This window comes from Pseudomonas sp. RC10, assembly GCF_038397775.1.
Taxonomy (GTDB): Bacteria; Pseudomonadota; Gammaproteobacteria; order Pseudomonadales; family Pseudomonadaceae; genus Aquipseudomonas; species Aquipseudomonas bambusae.
On sequence record NZ_CP151650.1, the window covers coordinates 754,270 to 769,007 of the forward strand.

The window sequence follows — 14,738 nt, forward strand, 5'->3', positions numbered from 1 at the left end:
GCGTCACTATTTTTGCGAGGGCTTTATGGCTCGTACTACTCCGATTAACCGCTACCGTAACATTGGTATCGTGGCTCACGTGGATGCTGGTAAAACCACCACCACCGAGCGCGTCCTTTTTTACACCGGCGTGAACCACAAAATGGGCGAGGTGCATGATGGCGCCGCGACCATGGACTGGATGGTGCAGGAGCAGGAGCGTGGTATTACCATTACTTCTGCTGCCACCACTGCTTTCTGGCAGGGTTCTGTCAAGCAGCATAAAGACCGCTATCGCTTCAACATCATTGATACTCCGGGCCACGTTGACTTCACCATCGAAGTAGAGCGCTCGCTGCGCGTACTCGACGGCGCGGTCGTTGTGTTCTGTGGCACTTCGGGTGTTGAGCCGCAGTCGGAAACCGTATGGCGTCAAGCCAACAAGTACGGCGTCCCGCGTCTTGTTTATGTCAACAAGATGGATCGCGCCGGTGCAAACTTCCTGCGCGTCGTCGACCAGATCAAGAAGCGCCTGGGCCACACCCCGGTGCCGATTCAGCTGGCAATCGGTTCGGAAGACAACTTCCAGGGTCAAATCGACCTGATGACCATGGAAGCGGTTTACTGGGATGACGCCGACAAGGGTATGACTCCTCGTCGTGAAGCTATCCCTGCCGAGCTGCAAGAGTTGGCCGAAGAGTGGCGCAGCAACATGGTTGAGGCGGCTGCCGAAGCCAACGAAGACCTGATGAACAAGTACCTGGAAGGCGAAGAGCTGACTCTCGAAGAGATTAAGGCTGCTCTGCGTCAGCGTACTATTGCCGGCGAAATCGTTCTGGCAGTCTGCGGTTCTTCGTTCAAGAACAAAGGTGTCCCGCTGGTTCTGGACGCCGTCGTCGACTACCTGCCAGCACCTGTCGAGATTCCTGCGATCAAGGGTATCAACCCGGACGACAAGGAACTGGACAAGGACGATCCGGCTATTCGTCACGACGAACGTCATGCAGATGACAACGAGCCGTTCTCGGCTCTGGCGTTCAAGATCGCGACCGACCCGTTCGTGGGTTCGATCACCTTCGTGCGCGTCTACTCGGGTGCTCTGAACTCCGGAGACTCGGTTCTGAACTCGGTGAAAGGCAAGAAAGAGCGTGTGGGCCGTATGGTTCAGATGCATGCCAACACCCGTGAAGAAATCAAGGAAGTACTGGCTGGTGACATCGCTGCCTTGATCGGCATGAAAGATGTAACCACTGGTGAAACCCTGTGCGCACTGGATAAGCCGATTATCCTTGAGCGTATGGACTTCCCTGAGCCGGTGATCTCGGTTGCTGTTGAGCCGAAGACCAAAGACGACCAGGAAAAAATGGGTATCGCTCTGAGCAAGCTCGCTCAGGAAGACCCTTCTTTCCGCGTCAAAACCGACGAAGAGACTGGTCAAACGATCATCTCGGGCATGGGTGAGTTGCACTTGGACATCCTGGTAGACCGGATGCGCCGTGAGTTCAACGTCGAAGCCAACATCGGTAAACCGCAGGTTTCTTACCGTGAGAAGATCACTAAGAACTGCGAGATCGAAGGCAAGTTCGTTCGTCAGTCCGGCGGTCGTGGCCAGTTTGGTCACTGCTGGATCCGTTTTGCACCTGCTGACGAAGGTCAGGAAGGTCTGCAATTCGTAAACGAAGTGGTTGGTGGTGTTGTTCCTAAGGAATACATTCCTGCCATCCAGAAAGGCATTGAAGAGCAGATGAAGAACGGTGTTGTCGCCGGTTATCCGCTCATCGGCCTGAAGGCTACCGTCTTTGACGGTTCTTACCACGACGTCGACTCCAACGAGATGGCGTTCAAGGTGGCTGCCTCCATGGCGACCAAGCAACTTGCCTCCAAAGGTGGTGGTGTGGTGCTTGAGCCGATCATGAAGGTAGAAGTTGTAACACCTGAGGACTACATGGGTGACGTGATGGGTGACCTGAACCGTCGTCGCGGCATGATCCAAGGTATGGAAGATACGGTTTCCGGCAAGGTTATTCGCGCCGAGGTTCCGTTGGGTGAAATGTTCGGTTATGCGACCGACGTTCGTTCCATGTCTCAGGGTCGCGCAAGCTACTCCATGGAATTCTCCAAATACTCCGAAGCTCCGTCGAATATCGTCGAAGCTCTCGTTAAAAAACAAGGCTGATTCAGCCCCTTTAGGCTAGGAGTTCACTGTCGTGGCTAAAGAAAAATTTGAACGTAACAAACCGCACGTCAACGTCGGCACCATCGGTCACGTTGACCACGGTAAAACCACTCTGACCGCTGCTCTGACCCGTGTCTGCTCCGAAGTTTTCGGTTCGGCTCGCGTTGACTTCGACAAGATCGACAGCGCTCCAGAAGAGAAGGCTCGTGGTATCACCATCAACACTGCACACGTAGAGTACGACTCGCTTGCTCGTCACTACGCGCACGTTGACTGCCCGGGTCACGCTGACTACGTAAAAAACATGATCACCGGTGCTGCCCAGATGGACGGCGCGATCCTGGTTTGCTCGGCCGCCGATGGTCCGATGCCGCAAACCCGTGAGCACATCCTGCTGTCCCGTCAGGTTGGTGTTCCGTACATCGTAGTCTTCCTGAACAAGGCTGACCTGGTAGATGACGCTGAGCTGCTGGAACTGGTTGAAATGGAAGTCCGCGATCTGCTGACTACCTACGACTTCCCAGGCGACGACACTCCGATCATCATCGGTTCTGCTCGTATGGCTCTGGAAGGTCTCGACGACAATGAGATGGGCACTACTGCCGTCAAGAAACTGGTAGAAACTCTGGACAGCTACATCCCGGAACCAGTTCGTGCTATCGACAAGCCGTTTTTGATGCCAATCGAAGACGTATTCTCGATCTCGGGTCGCGGTACTGTTGTAACCGGTCGTGTTGAGCGTGGCATCGTTCGCATCCAGGAAGAAGTCGAGATCGTGGGTCTGCGTGAGACCACCAAGACGACTTGCACCGGCGTTGAAATGTTCCGCAAGCTGCTGGACGAAGGTCGTGCTGGCGAGAACTGCGGCGTTCTGCTGCGCGGCACCAAGCGTGACGACGTTGAGCGTGGTCAGGTTCTGGTCAAGCCAGGCAGCGTCAAGCCTCACACTCAGTTCGAAGCTGAAATCTACGTTCTGAGCAAGGAAGAAGGCGGTCGTCACACTCCTTTCTTCAAAGGCTACCGTCCACAGTTCTACTTCCGTACTACCGACGTAACTGGTAGCTGCGAACTGCCGGAAGGCACCGAAATGGTTATGCCAGGTGACAACGTTAAAGTTTCCGTCACTCTGATCAAGCCAATCGCAATGGAAGACGGCCTGCGTTTCGCCATCCGTGAAGGCGGTCGTACCGTCGGCGCTGGTGTCGTAGCCAAAATCATCGCCTAAGCGTTGATTTGCCAAAAGAGCCCCCGCCTTGCGGGGGCTTTTTTATTGGGTTGACACCCTGATTGCTCGTCTATAGAATTGCGCCTCCTTTTAACGGGCGTATTGCGCTCGCTGGGAATAGCAGCCGGAGTCTGAAATCCAATGCAAAATCAGCAAATCCGTATCAGGTTGAAGGCTTTTGACCATCGCCTGATCGACCAATCCACCCAGGAAATCGTGGAAACCGCGAAACGTACTGGTGCTCAAGTGCGTGGTCCAATTCCACTGCCTACCCGTAAAGAGCGGTTCACTGTTCTGGTTTCTCCGCACGTCAACAAAGACGCGCGCGACCAGTACGAGATTCGCACTCATAAGCGTGTTCTGGACATCGTCCAGCCAACGGATAAAACCGTTGATGCACTTATGAAGCTTGATCTTGCGGCAGGTGTGGAAGTGCAGATCAGCCTCGGCTAAGACTCGGGTCTTGGTCGTGTAACGCTCTGAAATGGGCGGCCATAGCGGGTGAAAGCCCCGTACACTTATGAGGTTTACAACATGACTATTGGTGTAGTCGGTCGAAAAGCGGGCATGACTCGTATTTTCACCGAAGAAGGTGTCTCCATTCCGGTCACGGTCATTGAGATCGAGCCGAATCGCGTCACCCAGTTCAAAACCGAAGAAAGCGATGGTTATCGTGCAGTGCAAGTCACTGTCGGTGAGCGTCGTGCTTCGCGCGTGACCGCTGCTCAAGCAGGTCACTTCGCTAAAGCGAACGTTGCCGCAGGTCGCACCGTTCTGGAATTCCGTCTTGAAGAAGGCGAGTACCAGGCTGGTGATCTGATCAATGCAGAAATCTTTGCCGCTGGTCAACTGGTCGATGTGACCGGTCAGTCCAAGGGTAAGGGTTTCGCAGGTACTATCAAGCGCCACAATTTCCGTGGTCAAGATAATACTCACGGTAACTCCGTTTCCCACCGCGTCCCGGGCTCTATCGGCCAGTGCCAGACTCCTGGTCGTGTATTCAAGGGCAAAAAAATGTCCGGTCATATGGGCGCTGAGCGCGTGACCGTGCAGTCCCTGGAAGTGGTGCGCGTGGACGCTGAACGCAATCTGTTGTTGGTCAAGGGCGCTGTTCCTGGCGCTACTGGCGGCAACCTGGTTGTACGTCCAGCAGCCAAGGCTCGCGGTTAAGGGGAAGCTGACATGCAATTAAATGTAAATGACGCTCAAGCGATCGAAGTTTCCGAACTGACATTCGGCGGCGAGTTCAACGAGACGCTGGTTCACCAAGCAGTTGTGGCCTACATGGCTGGCGGCCGTCAAGGTAGCAAGCAGCAAAAGACCCGTTCCGACGTTTCCGGTGGCGGCAAGCGCCCATGGCGTCAGAAGGGTACTGGCCGTGCTCGTGCCGGTACTATCCGTAGCCCAATCTGGCGTGGCGGCGGTACCACATTCGCAGCACGTCCTCAGGACCACTCTCAGAAGCTCAACAAGAAGATGTATCGCGCAGCATTGCGCTCCATCCTTGCTGAGCTGGTTCGTACTGATCGTCTGGTCGTGGTTCAGGATTTCGCCGTTGAATCGCCGAAAACCAAAGACCTGCTGGGCAAGCTGAACGACATGAGCCTGACCGACGTATTGATCGTGTCGGATGCTGTTGATCAGAACCTGTACCTGGCTGCTCGCAACCTGCCACACGTTGATGTACGTGATGTCCAAGGTTCCGATCCAGTTAGTCTGATCGCATACGACAAAGTGTTGATCACTGTGTCGGCCGTGAAGAAATTCGAGGAGCTGCTGGGATGAACCAGGAACGCGTATTTAAAGTTCTGCTTGGCCCGCACGTTTCCGAGAAGGCTACGGTTCTGGCAGACAAGAAAGGTCAGTTCGTTTTCAAGGTTGCTACTGATGCAACCAAGCTGGAAATCAAGAAGGCCGTCGAAAGCCTGTTCAGCGTGAAAGTAGAGCGCGTCACTACCCTGAATGTTCTGGGTAAGACCAAACGCACTGCTCGCGGTCTGGGCAAGCGTAATGACTGGAAGAAGGCGGTTATCTCCCTTCAGCCAGGCCAAGATCTCGATTTCAGCAGCAGTGCTGAGTAAGGAAGGGGTGCATCATGGCAATCGTTAAATGCAAACCGACTTCCCCTGGCCGCCGTTTTGTGGTCAAGGTGGTCAACAAGGAGCTGCACAAAGGCGCTCCTCACGCACCGCTGCTCGAGAAAAAATCGAAGTCTGGTGGTCGTAACAACAATGGCCGTATCACTACTCGTCACGTAGGTGGTGGTCATAAGCAGCATTATCGTCTGGTCGACTTCCGTCGCAACGACAAGGATGGCATCGCTGCCACCGTCGAGCGCATTGAATACGATCCAAACCGTACTGCTCACATCGCACTGCTGCTGTACGCAGACGGCGAGCGTCGTTACATCATCGCGCCTAAAGGCGTGAGTGCTGGTGACCAGCTGATTGCAGGCGCCTTGGCTCCAATCAAGCCAGGCAACGCTCTGCAACTGCGCAACATCCCGGTTGGTTCGACCGTTCACGGTATCGAACTGAAGCCAGGTAAAGGTGCTCAAATCGCGCGTTCCGCTGGTGCTTCGGCTCAGTTGGTCGCTCGTGAAGGTGTCTACGTGACTCTGCGTCTTCGCTCCGGTGAAATGCGTAAAGTCCTGTCCGAATGCCGTGCAACTCTCGGTGAGGTTTCCAACTCCGAGCACAGCCTGCGTTCGCTGGGTAAAGCTGGTGCCAAGCGCTGGCGTGGCGTTCGCCCAACCGTTCGTGGTGTTGCCATGAACCCGGTTGACCACCCACATGGTGGTGGTGAAGGTCGTACCTCTGGTGGTCGTCATCCGGTATCGCCGTGGGGCTTCCCGACTAAGGGCGCGAAGACTCGTGGTAATAAGCGTACCGACAAAATGATCGTCCGTCGTCGCAAGTAAATAGAGGGATACGACAGTGCCACGTTCTCTGAAAAAAGGTCCTTTTATTGATCTTCACCTACTGAAGAAGATCGAAGTGGCGGCGGAAAAGAACGATCGCAAACCGGTTAAGACCTGGTCGCGTCGTTCGATGATCCTGCCACAAATGGTCGGTTTGACCATTGCTGTGCATAACGGTCGTCAGCATGTTCCTGTTCTCGTGAACGAAGACATGGTCGGCCACAAACTGGGCGAGTTTGCCGGTACCCGCACTTATCGTGGGCACGTGGCAGACAAGAAAGCCAAGCGTTAAGGGGTAAGGAACGATGGAAGTAGCCGCTAAGTTGTCGGGCGCTCGAATCTCCGCCCAGAAAGCCCGCTTGGTCGCCGACCAGATCCGCGGGAAGAAGGTGGGCGAAGCGCTCAACCTGTTGGCTTTCAGCAGTAAGAAAGCCGCCGAGATCATGAAAAAAGTGCTGGAGTCGGCCGTAGCCAACGCCGAGCATAACGAAGGCGCAGACGTTGATGACCTCAAGGTCTCCACCGTTTTCGTCAACGAAGGGCGTTCGCTGAAGCGCATCATGCCACGTGCCAAAGGCCGTGCTGATCGCATCGTCAAGCGGTCTTGCCATATCACTGTCAAGGTTGCTGACAAGTAACGGAGTCGAAGAGATGGGTCAGAAAGTACATCCCATTGGCATTCGCCTGGGAATCGTCAAGGAGCACACCTCCGTCTGGTACGCAGACGGTCGGACTTATGCGGACTATTTGCTCGCAGATCTGAAGGTGCGTGAGTATCTCCAAGACAAACTAAAAAGCGCGTCCGTTAGCCGTATCGATATCCATCGTCCGGCTCAAACTGCACGCATCACCATCCACACCGCTCGTCCAGGTATCGTTATCGGGAAGAAAGGTGAAGATGTTGAGAAACTGCGTCAGGACCTGACCAAGCAAATGGGTGTGCCTGTGCACATCAATATCGAAGAGATCCGCAAGCCGGAGCTTGACGGTATGCTGGTTGCTCAGAGCGTAGCTCAGCAGCTGGAGCGTCGTGTGATGTTCCGTCGCGCCATGAAGCGCGCCGTACAGAACGCCATGCGCATTGGTGCCAAAGGCATCAAAATCCAAGTGAGCGGTCGTCTCGGCGGTGCTGAAATCGCACGTACTGAATGGTATCGCGAAGGTCGTGTGCCACTGCACACCCTGCGTGCCGACATCGACTATGCCAACTACGAAGCTCACACCACTTACGGTGTGATCGGTGTCAAGGTTTGGATCTTCAAAGGCGAAGTAATTGGTGGTCGCCAAGAAGAACTGAAACCACAAGCACCAGCGCCTCGTAAAAAAGCTGCTAAGTAAGGGGTACGCCAAATGTTGCAACCAAAGCGTACGAAGTTCCGCAAGCAGATGACCGGCCACAACCGTGGTTTGGCGCTGCGCGGTAGCAAAGTCAGCTTCGGCGAGTTCGCGCTGAAGTCTGTTGCTCGTGGTCGTCTCACCGCTCGTCAGATCGAGTCAGCGCGTCGTGCTCTGACTCGTCACGTTAAACGTGGCGGCAAGATCTGGATCCGTGTATTCCCGGACAAGCCTATTTCCAAAAAGCCCCTCGAAGTTCGGATGGGTAAAGGTAAGGGTAACGTCGAATACTGGGTTGCCCAGATTCAGCCAGGCAAAGTCCTGTATGAAATCGAGGGTGTTTCCGAAGAGTTGGCGCGTGAGGCTTTCGCCCTGGCTGCTGCAAAGCTGCCGCTCGCCACCTCCTTTGTTAAGCGGACGGTGATGTGATGAAAGCGAATGAACTTCGTGAAAAATCAGCACAGCAACTGAACGAGCAACTGCTCGGCTTGCTGCGCGACCAGTTCAATCTGCGTATGCAGAAAGCAACTGGCCAGTTGGGGCAGTCTCACCTGCTCTCGCAAGTTAAGCGTGACATCGCTCGCGTGAAGACTGTGCTCAACCAGCAGGCAGGTAAGTAATCATGGCTGAAGCCGAAAAAACCGTCCGTACGCTGACTGGCCGTGTCGTCAGCGACAAGATGGACAAGACCATCACCGTACTGATTGAGCGTCGCGTTAAGCACCCTATCTACGGTAAATACGTTAAGCGTTCGACTAAGCTGCACGCGCACGACGAAACCAACCAATGCCACATCGGCGACAAGGTCACTATTCGTGAAACTCGTCCGATGGCCAAGACCAAATCTTGGGCGCTGGTTGATGTTCTCGAACGCGCTGTGGAAGTCTAAGGGCTAGGGGTCGGAGAAATTATATGATTCAGACTCAATCCATGCTCGATGTGGCCGATAACAGCGGCGCTCGCCGCGTTATGTGCATCAAGGTGCTTGGTGGCTCTCATCGTCGTTACGCTGGTATCGGTGACATCATCAAAGTGACCGTCAAGGAAGCAATTCCGCGCGGTAAGGTGAAAAAAGGCCAAGTGATGACTGCTGTTGTAGTCCGCACTCGCCACGGTGTTCGTCGTGCAGACGGCTCCATCATCCGCTTCGATGGCAACGCTGCTGTTCTGTTGAACAACAAGCAAGAGCCGATCGGCACCCGTATCTTTGGGCCAGTGACCCGTGAACTTCGTACTGAGAAGTTCATGAAGATCGTCTCGCTCGCCCCAGAAGTGCTGTAAGGAGATCCGACATGCAAAAGATTCGTCGTGACGACGAGATCATCGTGATCGCCGGCAAAGACAAAGGTAAGCGCGGTAAGGTGCTCAAGGTTCTCGCTGACGACCGTTTGGTCGTTGGTGGGATTAACCTGGTGAAGCGTCATACCAAGCCTAACCCGATGTCGGGCGTACAGGGCGGTATCGTCGAGAAAGAAGCGCCACTGCACGCTTCCAACGTCGCCATTTTCAACGGCGCAACCAACAAGGCTGACCGCGTTGGTTTCAAAGTTGAAGACGGCAAAAAAATTCGTGTCTTCAAGTCGACCCAAAAAGCGGTTGATGCTTGAACACTGCTAGGTAGAAGACCATGGCACGACTGAAAGAGATTTACTGGAAGGAAATCGCACCGAAGCTTAAGGAAGAACTTAAGCTGTCGAACGTGATGGAAGTTCCACGCGTAACAAAGATCACCCTGAACATGGGTCTCGGCGAAGCAATCGGCGACAAAAAAGTCATCGAGCATGCTGTTGCTGACCTGGAAAAGATCACCGGCCAGAAAGTCGTTGTGACCTACGCTCGTAAATCCATCGCTGGCTTCAAAGTCCGCGAAGGCTGGCCGATCGGCGTCAAAGTGACTCTGCGCCGTGAGCGTATGTATGAATTCCTGGATCGTCTGCTGTCGATCTCCCTGCCTCGGGTTCGCGACTTCCGCGGCCTGAATGCCAAGTCCTTCGATGGTCGTGGCAACTACAGCATGGGCGTGAAAGAGCAGATCATTTTCCCGGAAATCGACTACGACAAGATCGATGCCCTGCGCGGTCTGGACATTACCCTGACCACCACTGCTCGTACGGACGAAGAAGGTCGCGCATTGCTGCGTGCTTTCAAGTTCCCGTTCCGCAACTGATTGGAGTAGGACCATGGCCAAGAAGAGCATGAAAAACCGTGAGCTGAAGCGTCAGCTCACCGTTGCCAAGTACGCCACCAAGCGTGCAGCACTGAAAGCAATCATCGTCGATCTGAACGCAAGTCCAGAAGCGCGTTGGGAAGCTACCGTTGCGCTGCAGAAGCAACCACGTGACGCAAGCGCATCGCGCATGCGTAACCGTTGCCGCCTGACTGGTCGTCCGCACGGCGTTTACCGCAAGTTCGGCCTCGGCCGTAACAAGCTGCGTGAAGCTGCAATGCGTGGTGACGTACCAGGTCTGGTTAAAGCCAGCTGGTAAGCCGAACTTCTCGTGTTATGAGGGCAGGTTTCTTCGGAAACCGACCGGCGTAACACTTGAATTGGAATCAAGCCCCTTTTGGGGCTTGATTCGTTTCTGGCGTACGTCTAGAATTGCCGGCTCGCCAGAGCCCGTGTCCGCACGTGGCCGTGTTTTTGTGGCGACAAGCAGTAGCCGTAAGGCTAATTATTTTGTATTAGGAGCGTCTAGCCCATGAGTATGCAGGACCCGTTAGCGGACATGCTAACTCGTATCCGTAATGCCCAGATGGCCGAAAAGCCCGTCGTAAGCATGCCATCCTCCACTTTGAAGGTGGCTGTAGCCAAAGTCCTGAAGGACGAAGGTTACATTGCGGGTTATCAGATCAGCAGCGAAACCAAGCCCTTGCTGTCTATCGAGCTGAAATACTTCGAAGGCCGTCCGGTTATCGAAGAAGTCAAGCGCGTTAGTCGTCCAGGCCTGCGTCAGTACAAGTCCGTCGATGATCTGCCAAAAGTTCGTGGCGGTCTCGGTGTGTCTATCGTCTCCACCAACAAAGGTGTGATGACGGATCGTGCTGCGCGCGCTGCCGGTGTCGGCGGCGAAGTGCTTTGCACAGTGTTCTAAGGGGGGATAAGCATGTCACGCGTAGCTAAGAACCCCGTTAAGTTGCCAGCAGGCGTCGAAGTTAAACTCGTCGGCCAGCAGCTTTCGGTGAAGGGTGCAAAAGGCACTCTGGACCTGAACATTCATTCGTCCGTTGAAATTGTTGAAGAAGCTGGTGAGCTGCGTTTTGCTGCTCGTAACGGCGATCAACAGACTCGCGCAATGGCCGGTACCACTCGTGCGTTGGTAAACAACATGGTCCAAGGCGTAAGCCAAGGCTTCGAGCGTAAGCTCCAGCTGGTCGGTGTTGGTTACAAAGCGCAAGCAAAAGGCACGGTGCTGAACCTGGCCCTTGGCTTCTCGCACCCAGTGGACTACGAATTGCCAGCAGGCATCACCGCTGAGACTCCCAACCAAACCGATATCTTAATCCGTGGTATCGACAAGCAGTTGGTTGGTCAAGTGGCCGCTGAGATCCGCGACTTCCGCCGTCCAGAGCCATACAAAGGCAAAGGCGTGCGTTACGCGGACGAAGTCGTCCGTCGTAAAGAAGCCAAGAAGAAGTAGGGCATAGCAAATGACCGTCAAAAAAGTTACCCGACTGCGTCGCGCTCGCAAAGCACGCCTGAAAATGCACGAACTCGAAGTCGTGCGTCTCTGCGTGTACCGCTCTTCGCAGCACATTTATGCCCAGGTCATTTCGGCCGACGGCAGCAAAGTCCTGGCAAATGCCTCGACTTTGGACAAAGAACTGCGTGATGGCGCCACTGGCAACATCGACGCGGCCACTAAAGTTGGCCAGCTGATCGCTGAGCGTGCGAAAGCCGCCGGTGTATCGCAAGTGGCTTTTGATCGTTCCGGCTTCAAGTACCACGGTCGCGTCAAGGCGCTGGCTGATGCTGCTCGTGAAGGCGGGCTGGAGTTCTAAGTTATGGCAAATAACGACCAAAAACGCGACGAAGGCTACATCGAGAAGCTGGTTCAAGTTAATCGCGTAGCAAAAACCGTAAAAGGCGGCCGTATCTTCACTTTCACCGCGTTGACCGTGGTTGGTGATGGTAAGGGCCGTGTTGGCTTCGGCCGTGGCAAGTCGCGTGAAGTGCCTGCTGCGATCCAGAAGGCAATGGAAGCTGCTCGCCGCAACATGATCCAAGTTGATCTGAACGGCACCACTCTGCAGTACGCCATGAAGTCCGCTCACGGCGCTTCGAAGGTTTACATGCAGCCTGCTTCTGAAGGTACTGGCATCATCGCCGGCGGCGCAATGCGTGCTGTCCTGGAAGTTGCTGGCGTTCAGAACGTTCTGGCCAAGTGCTACGGTTCGACCAACCCGGTCAACGTTGTTCACGCAACGTTCAAGGGTTTGAAGGCCATGCAGTCTCCTGAGTCCATCGCTGCCAAGCGCGGCTTGAACGTTGAGGAGATCATCTGATCATGGCTACCGTTAAAGTTACTTTGATCAAAAGCATGACCGGCCGCATCCCTAACCACAAACTGTGCGTTAAGGGTCTGGGTCTGCGTCGCATCGGTCACACTGTAGAAGTCGCTGATACCCCGGAAAACCGTGGGATGATCAACAAGGCTTACTACATGCTGCGAGTCGAGGGTTAATCGATGAAACTCAATGATCTGAGTCCTGCGCCGGGTTCCCGTCGCGAGAAGCATCGTCCGGGCCGTGGTATCGGTAGTGGTTTGGGTAAGACTGGTGGCCGCGGCCACAAAGGTCAGACCTCCCGCTCCGGTGGCACCATCGCTCCGGGCTTCGAAGGCGGCCAACAGCCGTTGCATCGTCGTCTGCCTAAGTTCGGCTTCGTCTCTTTGAAGGCTATGGATCGTGCAGAAGTTCGCACCTCCGAGCTGGCTAAAGTGGAAGGCGTCGTAACTGTGCAGTCCCTGAAGGATGCCAACGTGATCAACCAAAACGTACAGCGCGTGAAAATCATGCTGTCCGGTGAGGTTACTCGCGCGGTCACCCTCAAAGGTATCGCAGCCACCAAAGGTGCGCGTGCGGCTATCGAAGCAGCTGGCGGCAAATTCGAGGAATAAATGGCTAAGCAAGGTGCTCTCTCAGCGCTCAGCAAAAGCGGCGGGTTGTCCGAGCTCTGGGCTCGTCTGCGTTTTCTGTTCCTGGCGATTATCGTCTATCGGATCGGTGCGCATATCCCAGTTCCAGGTATCAACCCCGACCGGCTGGCGGACCTGTTTCGACAGAATGAGGGGACCATTCTTAGCTTGTTCAACATGTTTTCCGGTGGTGCGCTGGAGCGCATGAGCATCTTTGCGTTGGGGATCATGCCGTACATTTCGGCGTCGATCATCATGCAGCTCATGACCGCTGTCAGCCCACAGCTGGAGCAGTTGAAGAAGGAAGGTGAGGCTGGTCGTCGTAAGATCAGCCAATACACCCGCTATGGCACCGTTGTACTGGCCCTGGTTCAAGCTATTGGCATGTCCATTGGCTTGGCGGGTCAGGGCGTCGCTTTTTCTGCAGATATCGGCTTCCACTTCGTGGCGGTTACCACCTTCGTGGCAGGTGCCTTGTTCATGATGTGGCTGGGCGAGCAGATCACAGAGCGCGGTGTTGGTAACGGTATCTCGATGTTGATTTTTTCGGGTATCGTCGCCGGTCTTCCGAGGGCTATCGGGCAGTCTTTCGAGTCTGCACGTCAGGGTGATATCAACATTTTCGCTCTGGTCGCCATCGGTTTGCTGGCAGTAGCGATCATCGGTTTTGTGGTGTTCATTGAGCGTGGTCAGCGTCGTATCGCTGTTCACTACGCCAAGCGTCAGCAGGGCCGTAAGGTCTTTGCAGCGCAGACCAGCCACTTGCCGCTGAAAGTGAACATGGCTGGCGTAATTCCGGCCATTTTTGCGAGCAGCATCTTGCTGTTTCCGGCTTCGTTGGGTGCCTGGTTCGGTCAGTCTGAAGGTATGGGCTGGTTGCAGGACATCTCGCAGTCGATCGCTCCTGGTCAGCCGTTGAATATTCTGCTGTTTAGTGCAGGGATTATTTTCTTCTGCTTCTTCTATACGGCGTTGATGTTCAATCCGAAAGACGTAGCGGAAAACCTGAAGAAGTCCGGTGCCTTTATTCCAGGTATCCGTCCTGGTGAGCAGTCGGCACGCTATATCGATGGCGTTTTGACTCGTCTGACCATGTTCGGTGCTCTATATATGATGGCCGTGTGCTTGTTGCCCCAGTTTTTGGTGGTGGCTGCAAACGTGCCGTTCTACCTTGGCGGGACCTCGTTGCTGATCGTGGTCGTGGTTGTGATGGACTTCATGTCCCAAGTGCAATCTCACCTCGTTTCGCACCAGTATGAATCCCTGATGAAGAAAGCCAACCTGAAGGGCTACGGCAGCGGCATGCTGCGCTGAAGCACCCATAAGGTTCGAGGAGTTGGTGATGAAAGTTCGTGCATCGGTGAAAAAGCTGTGCCGCAACTGCAAGATTATTCGCCGCGAAGGTGTTGTTCGAGTAATTTGCAGCGCGGAACCACGTCACAAGCAGCGCCAAGGCTGAGTGTGATCTGTGCTAAAAGCCCAGCAGCTAGTGCGCTGCTGGGTTGATTATTTGTTATTACAGCGATATTATCTCGCGCCCTATTTCTTGGCTTCCGGGGCGTAGGTAGCTGTCAATTGGAGTCCCACTGAATGGCCCGTATTGCAGGCGTTAACATTCCAGATAACAAGCATACTGTTATCTCGCTGACCTACATCTATGGTGTTGGTCGCACGACTGCACAGAAAATCTGTGCTACCACCGGGGTTAACCCGGCGGCGAAGATCAAAGATCTGAGCGATGAGCAGATTGAACAGCTGCGTGGCGAAGTCGCGAAGTTCACCACTGAAGGTGACCTGCGTCGCGAAATCAACATGAAAATCAAGCGCTTGATGGATCTCGGTTGCTACCGCGGTCTGCGTCATCGTCGCGGTCTTCCAGTACGCGGTCAGCGTACCAAGACCAACGCGCGTACCCGTAAAGGTCCGCGTAAGCCGATCCGCAAGTAATCGCCCCAGCGAATCGACAGG

Annotated in this window: 26 protein-coding genes; all 26 read left to right on the forward strand. The window is 54.6% G+C overall.

Annotation, left to right across the window (positions count from 1 at the left end):
• The first annotated feature begins 25 nt into the window (after positions 1-25).
• Positions 26-2,155, forward strand: coding sequence for an elongation factor G (fusA, locus tag AAEO81_RS03375; RefSeq protein WP_166598559.1), 2,130 nt, complete (start codon positions 26-28; stop codon positions 2,153-2,155).
• Between the two features lie 31 nt (positions 2,156-2,186).
• Entirely contained in the window at positions 2,187-3,380 is a 1,194-nt protein-coding gene (gene tuf / locus AAEO81_RS03380; protein ID WP_341961601.1) for an elongation factor Tu, read from the forward strand.
• Between the two features lie 141 nt (positions 3,381-3,521).
• Positions 3,522-3,833 carry a 30S ribosomal protein S10 gene (gene rpsJ / locus AAEO81_RS03385; protein WP_003186070.1) on the forward strand — a complete coding sequence of 104 codons (312 nt, stop codon included), beginning with the start codon at positions 3,522-3,524 and terminating at the stop codon, positions 3,831-3,833.
• A gap of 81 nt (positions 3,834-3,914) precedes the next feature.
• A complete protein-coding gene (gene rplC, locus AAEO81_RS03390; protein WP_166598557.1) occupies positions 3,915-4,550 on the forward strand; it encodes a 50S ribosomal protein L3 in 636 nt (211 codons plus the stop codon).
• A gap of 12 nt (positions 4,551-4,562) precedes the next feature.
• Positions 4,563-5,165 carry a 50S ribosomal protein L4 gene (rplD, locus tag AAEO81_RS03395; RefSeq protein ID WP_037017717.1) on the forward strand — a complete coding sequence of 201 codons (603 nt, stop codon included), beginning with the start codon at positions 4,563-4,565 and terminating at the stop codon, positions 5,163-5,165.
• Positions 5,162-5,461 carry a 50S ribosomal protein L23 gene (gene rplW / locus AAEO81_RS03400; RefSeq protein WP_008374165.1) on the forward strand — a complete coding sequence of 100 codons (300 nt, stop codon included), beginning with the start codon at positions 5,162-5,164 and terminating at the stop codon, positions 5,459-5,461. Before rplD ends, rplW begins: the two co-directional genes overlap by 4 nt.
• Positions 5,462-5,475: 14 nt before the next feature.
• Positions 5,476-6,300 carry a 50S ribosomal protein L2 gene (gene rplB, locus AAEO81_RS03405; RefSeq protein ID WP_166598556.1) on the forward strand — a complete coding sequence of 275 codons (825 nt, stop codon included), beginning with the start codon at positions 5,476-5,478 and terminating at the stop codon, positions 6,298-6,300.
• A gap of 16 nt (positions 6,301-6,316) precedes the next feature.
• Complete coding sequence (rpsS, locus tag AAEO81_RS03410; RefSeq protein WP_002555486.1) at positions 6,317-6,592, forward strand: 30S ribosomal protein S19; 276 nt, start codon at positions 6,317-6,319, stop codon at positions 6,590-6,592.
• 13 nt (positions 6,593-6,605) lie between these two features.
• On the forward strand, positions 6,606-6,938 hold the full coding sequence (gene rplV / locus AAEO81_RS03415; protein WP_003103908.1) for a 50S ribosomal protein L22: 333 nt from the start codon (positions 6,606-6,608) through the stop codon (positions 6,936-6,938).
• Positions 6,939-6,951: 13 nt separating this feature from the next.
• Complete coding sequence (gene rpsC / locus AAEO81_RS03420; protein WP_008065719.1) at positions 6,952-7,638, forward strand: 30S ribosomal protein S3; 687 nt, start codon at positions 6,952-6,954, stop codon at positions 7,636-7,638.
• 12 nt (positions 7,639-7,650) lie between these two features.
• Positions 7,651-8,064: a 50S ribosomal protein L16 gene (gene rplP, locus AAEO81_RS03425; RefSeq protein ID WP_003228729.1), complete on the forward strand. Its 414-nt coding sequence runs from the start codon at positions 7,651-7,653 to the stop codon at positions 8,062-8,064.
• The gene (gene rpmC / locus AAEO81_RS03430) at positions 8,064-8,255 is read left to right on the forward strand and encodes a 50S ribosomal protein L29 (RefSeq protein ID WP_002555481.1); all 192 of its coding nucleotides are present in this window, start codon (positions 8,064-8,066) and stop codon (positions 8,253-8,255) included. Before rplP ends, rpmC begins: the two co-directional genes overlap by 1 nt.
• A 2-nt stretch (positions 8,256-8,257) precedes the next feature.
• Positions 8,258-8,524, forward strand: a complete 267-nt coding sequence (gene rpsQ / locus AAEO81_RS03435) for a 30S ribosomal protein S17 (RefSeq protein ID WP_003194644.1) — start codon at positions 8,258-8,260, stop codon at positions 8,522-8,524.
• A 23-nt stretch (positions 8,525-8,547) separates the two neighbouring features.
• The gene (gene rplN, locus AAEO81_RS03440; protein WP_002555479.1) at positions 8,548-8,916 is read left to right on the forward strand and encodes a 50S ribosomal protein L14; all 369 of its coding nucleotides are present in this window, start codon (positions 8,548-8,550) and stop codon (positions 8,914-8,916) included.
• Between the two features lie 11 nt (positions 8,917-8,927).
• A complete protein-coding gene (gene rplX, locus AAEO81_RS03445; RefSeq protein WP_002555478.1) occupies positions 8,928-9,242 on the forward strand; it encodes a 50S ribosomal protein L24 in 315 nt (104 codons plus the stop codon).
• 20 nt (positions 9,243-9,262) lie between these two features.
• Positions 9,263-9,802, forward strand: a complete 540-nt coding sequence (rplE, locus tag AAEO81_RS03450) for a 50S ribosomal protein L5 (RefSeq protein ID WP_037017720.1) — start codon at positions 9,263-9,265, stop codon at positions 9,800-9,802.
• 13 nt (positions 9,803-9,815) lie between these two features.
• Complete coding sequence (rpsN, locus tag AAEO81_RS03455) at positions 9,816-10,121, forward strand: 30S ribosomal protein S14 (protein ID WP_003228726.1); 306 nt, start codon at positions 9,816-9,818, stop codon at positions 10,119-10,121.
• A 213-nt stretch (positions 10,122-10,334) separates the two neighbouring features.
• On the forward strand, positions 10,335-10,727 hold the full coding sequence (gene rpsH / locus AAEO81_RS03460; RefSeq protein WP_020290698.1) for a 30S ribosomal protein S8: 393 nt from the start codon (positions 10,335-10,337) through the stop codon (positions 10,725-10,727).
• Between the two features lie 12 nt (positions 10,728-10,739).
• Positions 10,740-11,273, forward strand: a complete 534-nt coding sequence (gene rplF, locus AAEO81_RS03465) for a 50S ribosomal protein L6 (RefSeq protein WP_341961635.1) — start codon at positions 10,740-10,742, stop codon at positions 11,271-11,273.
• Positions 11,274-11,283: 10 nt separating this feature from the next.
• Complete coding sequence (rplR, locus tag AAEO81_RS03470; protein ID WP_037017727.1) at positions 11,284-11,634, forward strand: 50S ribosomal protein L18; 351 nt, start codon at positions 11,284-11,286, stop codon at positions 11,632-11,634.
• A gap of 3 nt (positions 11,635-11,637) precedes the next feature.
• The gene (gene rpsE / locus AAEO81_RS03475; RefSeq protein WP_093468883.1) at positions 11,638-12,138 is read left to right on the forward strand and encodes a 30S ribosomal protein S5; all 501 of its coding nucleotides are present in this window, start codon (positions 11,638-11,640) and stop codon (positions 12,136-12,138) included.
• Between the two features lie 2 nt (positions 12,139-12,140).
• Complete coding sequence (rpmD, locus tag AAEO81_RS03480) at positions 12,141-12,317, forward strand: 50S ribosomal protein L30 (protein ID WP_093468886.1); 177 nt, start codon at positions 12,141-12,143, stop codon at positions 12,315-12,317.
• Between the two features lie 3 nt (positions 12,318-12,320).
• The gene (gene rplO / locus AAEO81_RS03485; protein WP_037017733.1) at positions 12,321-12,752 is read left to right on the forward strand and encodes a 50S ribosomal protein L15; all 432 of its coding nucleotides are present in this window, start codon (positions 12,321-12,323) and stop codon (positions 12,750-12,752) included.
• A complete protein-coding gene (gene secY, locus AAEO81_RS03490; protein ID WP_062384496.1) occupies positions 12,753-14,084 on the forward strand; it encodes a preprotein translocase subunit SecY in 1,332 nt (443 codons plus the stop codon). It begins immediately after the preceding gene.
• Positions 14,085-14,112: 28 nt separating this feature from the next.
• Entirely contained in the window at positions 14,113-14,229 is a 117-nt protein-coding gene (rpmJ, locus tag AAEO81_RS03495) for a 50S ribosomal protein L36 (RefSeq protein WP_002555468.1), read from the forward strand.
• 131 nt (positions 14,230-14,360) lie between these two features.
• Entirely contained in the window at positions 14,361-14,717 is a 357-nt protein-coding gene (gene rpsM, locus AAEO81_RS03500) for a 30S ribosomal protein S13 (protein WP_004883692.1), read from the forward strand.
• Positions 14,718-14,738: the final 21 nt, after the last annotated feature.

Bases quoted from the DNA above. Each gene is read 5' to 3' on its own strand.
- fusA (WP_166598559.1), top strand. From the start codon at position 26: ATGGCTCGTACTACTCCGATTAACCGCTACCGTAACATTGGTATCGTG.
- rpsJ (WP_003186070.1), top strand. From the start codon at position 3,522: ATGCAAAATCAGCAAATCCGTATCAGGTTGAAGGCTTTTGACCATCGC.
- rplC (WP_166598557.1), top strand. From the start codon at position 3,915: ATGACTATTGGTGTAGTCGGTCGAAAAGCGGGCATGACTCGTATTTTC.
- rplD (WP_037017717.1), top strand. From the start codon at position 4,563: ATGCAATTAAATGTAAATGACGCTCAAGCGATCGAAGTTTCCGAACTG.
- rplW (WP_008374165.1), top strand. From the start codon at position 5,162: ATGAACCAGGAACGCGTATTTAAAGTTCTGCTTGGCCCGCACGTTTCC.
- rplB (WP_166598556.1), top strand. From the start codon at position 5,476: ATGGCAATCGTTAAATGCAAACCGACTTCCCCTGGCCGCCGTTTTGTG.
- rplV (WP_003103908.1), top strand. From the start codon at position 6,606: ATGGAAGTAGCCGCTAAGTTGTCGGGCGCTCGAATCTCCGCCCAGAAA.
- rpsC (WP_008065719.1), top strand. From the start codon at position 6,952: ATGGGTCAGAAAGTACATCCCATTGGCATTCGCCTGGGAATCGTCAAG.
- rplP (WP_003228729.1), top strand. From the start codon at position 7,651: ATGTTGCAACCAAAGCGTACGAAGTTCCGCAAGCAGATGACCGGCCAC.
- rpmC (WP_002555481.1), top strand. From the start codon at position 8,064: ATGAAAGCGAATGAACTTCGTGAAAAATCAGCACAGCAACTGAACGAG.
- rpsQ (WP_003194644.1), top strand. From the start codon at position 8,258: ATGGCTGAAGCCGAAAAAACCGTCCGTACGCTGACTGGCCGTGTCGTC.
- rplN (WP_002555479.1), top strand. From the start codon at position 8,548: ATGATTCAGACTCAATCCATGCTCGATGTGGCCGATAACAGCGGCGCT.
- rplX (WP_002555478.1), top strand. From the start codon at position 8,928: ATGCAAAAGATTCGTCGTGACGACGAGATCATCGTGATCGCCGGCAAA.
- rplE (WP_037017720.1), top strand. From the start codon at position 9,263: ATGGCACGACTGAAAGAGATTTACTGGAAGGAAATCGCACCGAAGCTT.
- rpsN (WP_003228726.1), top strand. From the start codon at position 9,816: ATGGCCAAGAAGAGCATGAAAAACCGTGAGCTGAAGCGTCAGCTCACC.
- rpsH (WP_020290698.1), top strand. From the start codon at position 10,335: ATGAGTATGCAGGACCCGTTAGCGGACATGCTAACTCGTATCCGTAAT.
- rplF (WP_341961635.1), top strand. From the start codon at position 10,740: ATGTCACGCGTAGCTAAGAACCCCGTTAAGTTGCCAGCAGGCGTCGAA.
- rplR (WP_037017727.1), top strand. From the start codon at position 11,284: ATGACCGTCAAAAAAGTTACCCGACTGCGTCGCGCTCGCAAAGCACGC.
- rpsE (WP_093468883.1), top strand. From the start codon at position 11,638: ATGGCAAATAACGACCAAAAACGCGACGAAGGCTACATCGAGAAGCTG.
- rpmD (WP_093468886.1), top strand. From the start codon at position 12,141: ATGGCTACCGTTAAAGTTACTTTGATCAAAAGCATGACCGGCCGCATC.
- rplO (WP_037017733.1), top strand. From the start codon at position 12,321: ATGAAACTCAATGATCTGAGTCCTGCGCCGGGTTCCCGTCGCGAGAAG.
- secY (WP_062384496.1), top strand. From the start codon at position 12,753: ATGGCTAAGCAAGGTGCTCTCTCAGCGCTCAGCAAAAGCGGCGGGTTG.
- rpmJ (WP_002555468.1), top strand. From the start codon at position 14,113: ATGAAAGTTCGTGCATCGGTGAAAAAGCTGTGCCGCAACTGCAAGATT.
- rpsM (WP_004883692.1), top strand. From the start codon at position 14,361: ATGGCCCGTATTGCAGGCGTTAACATTCCAGATAACAAGCATACTGTT.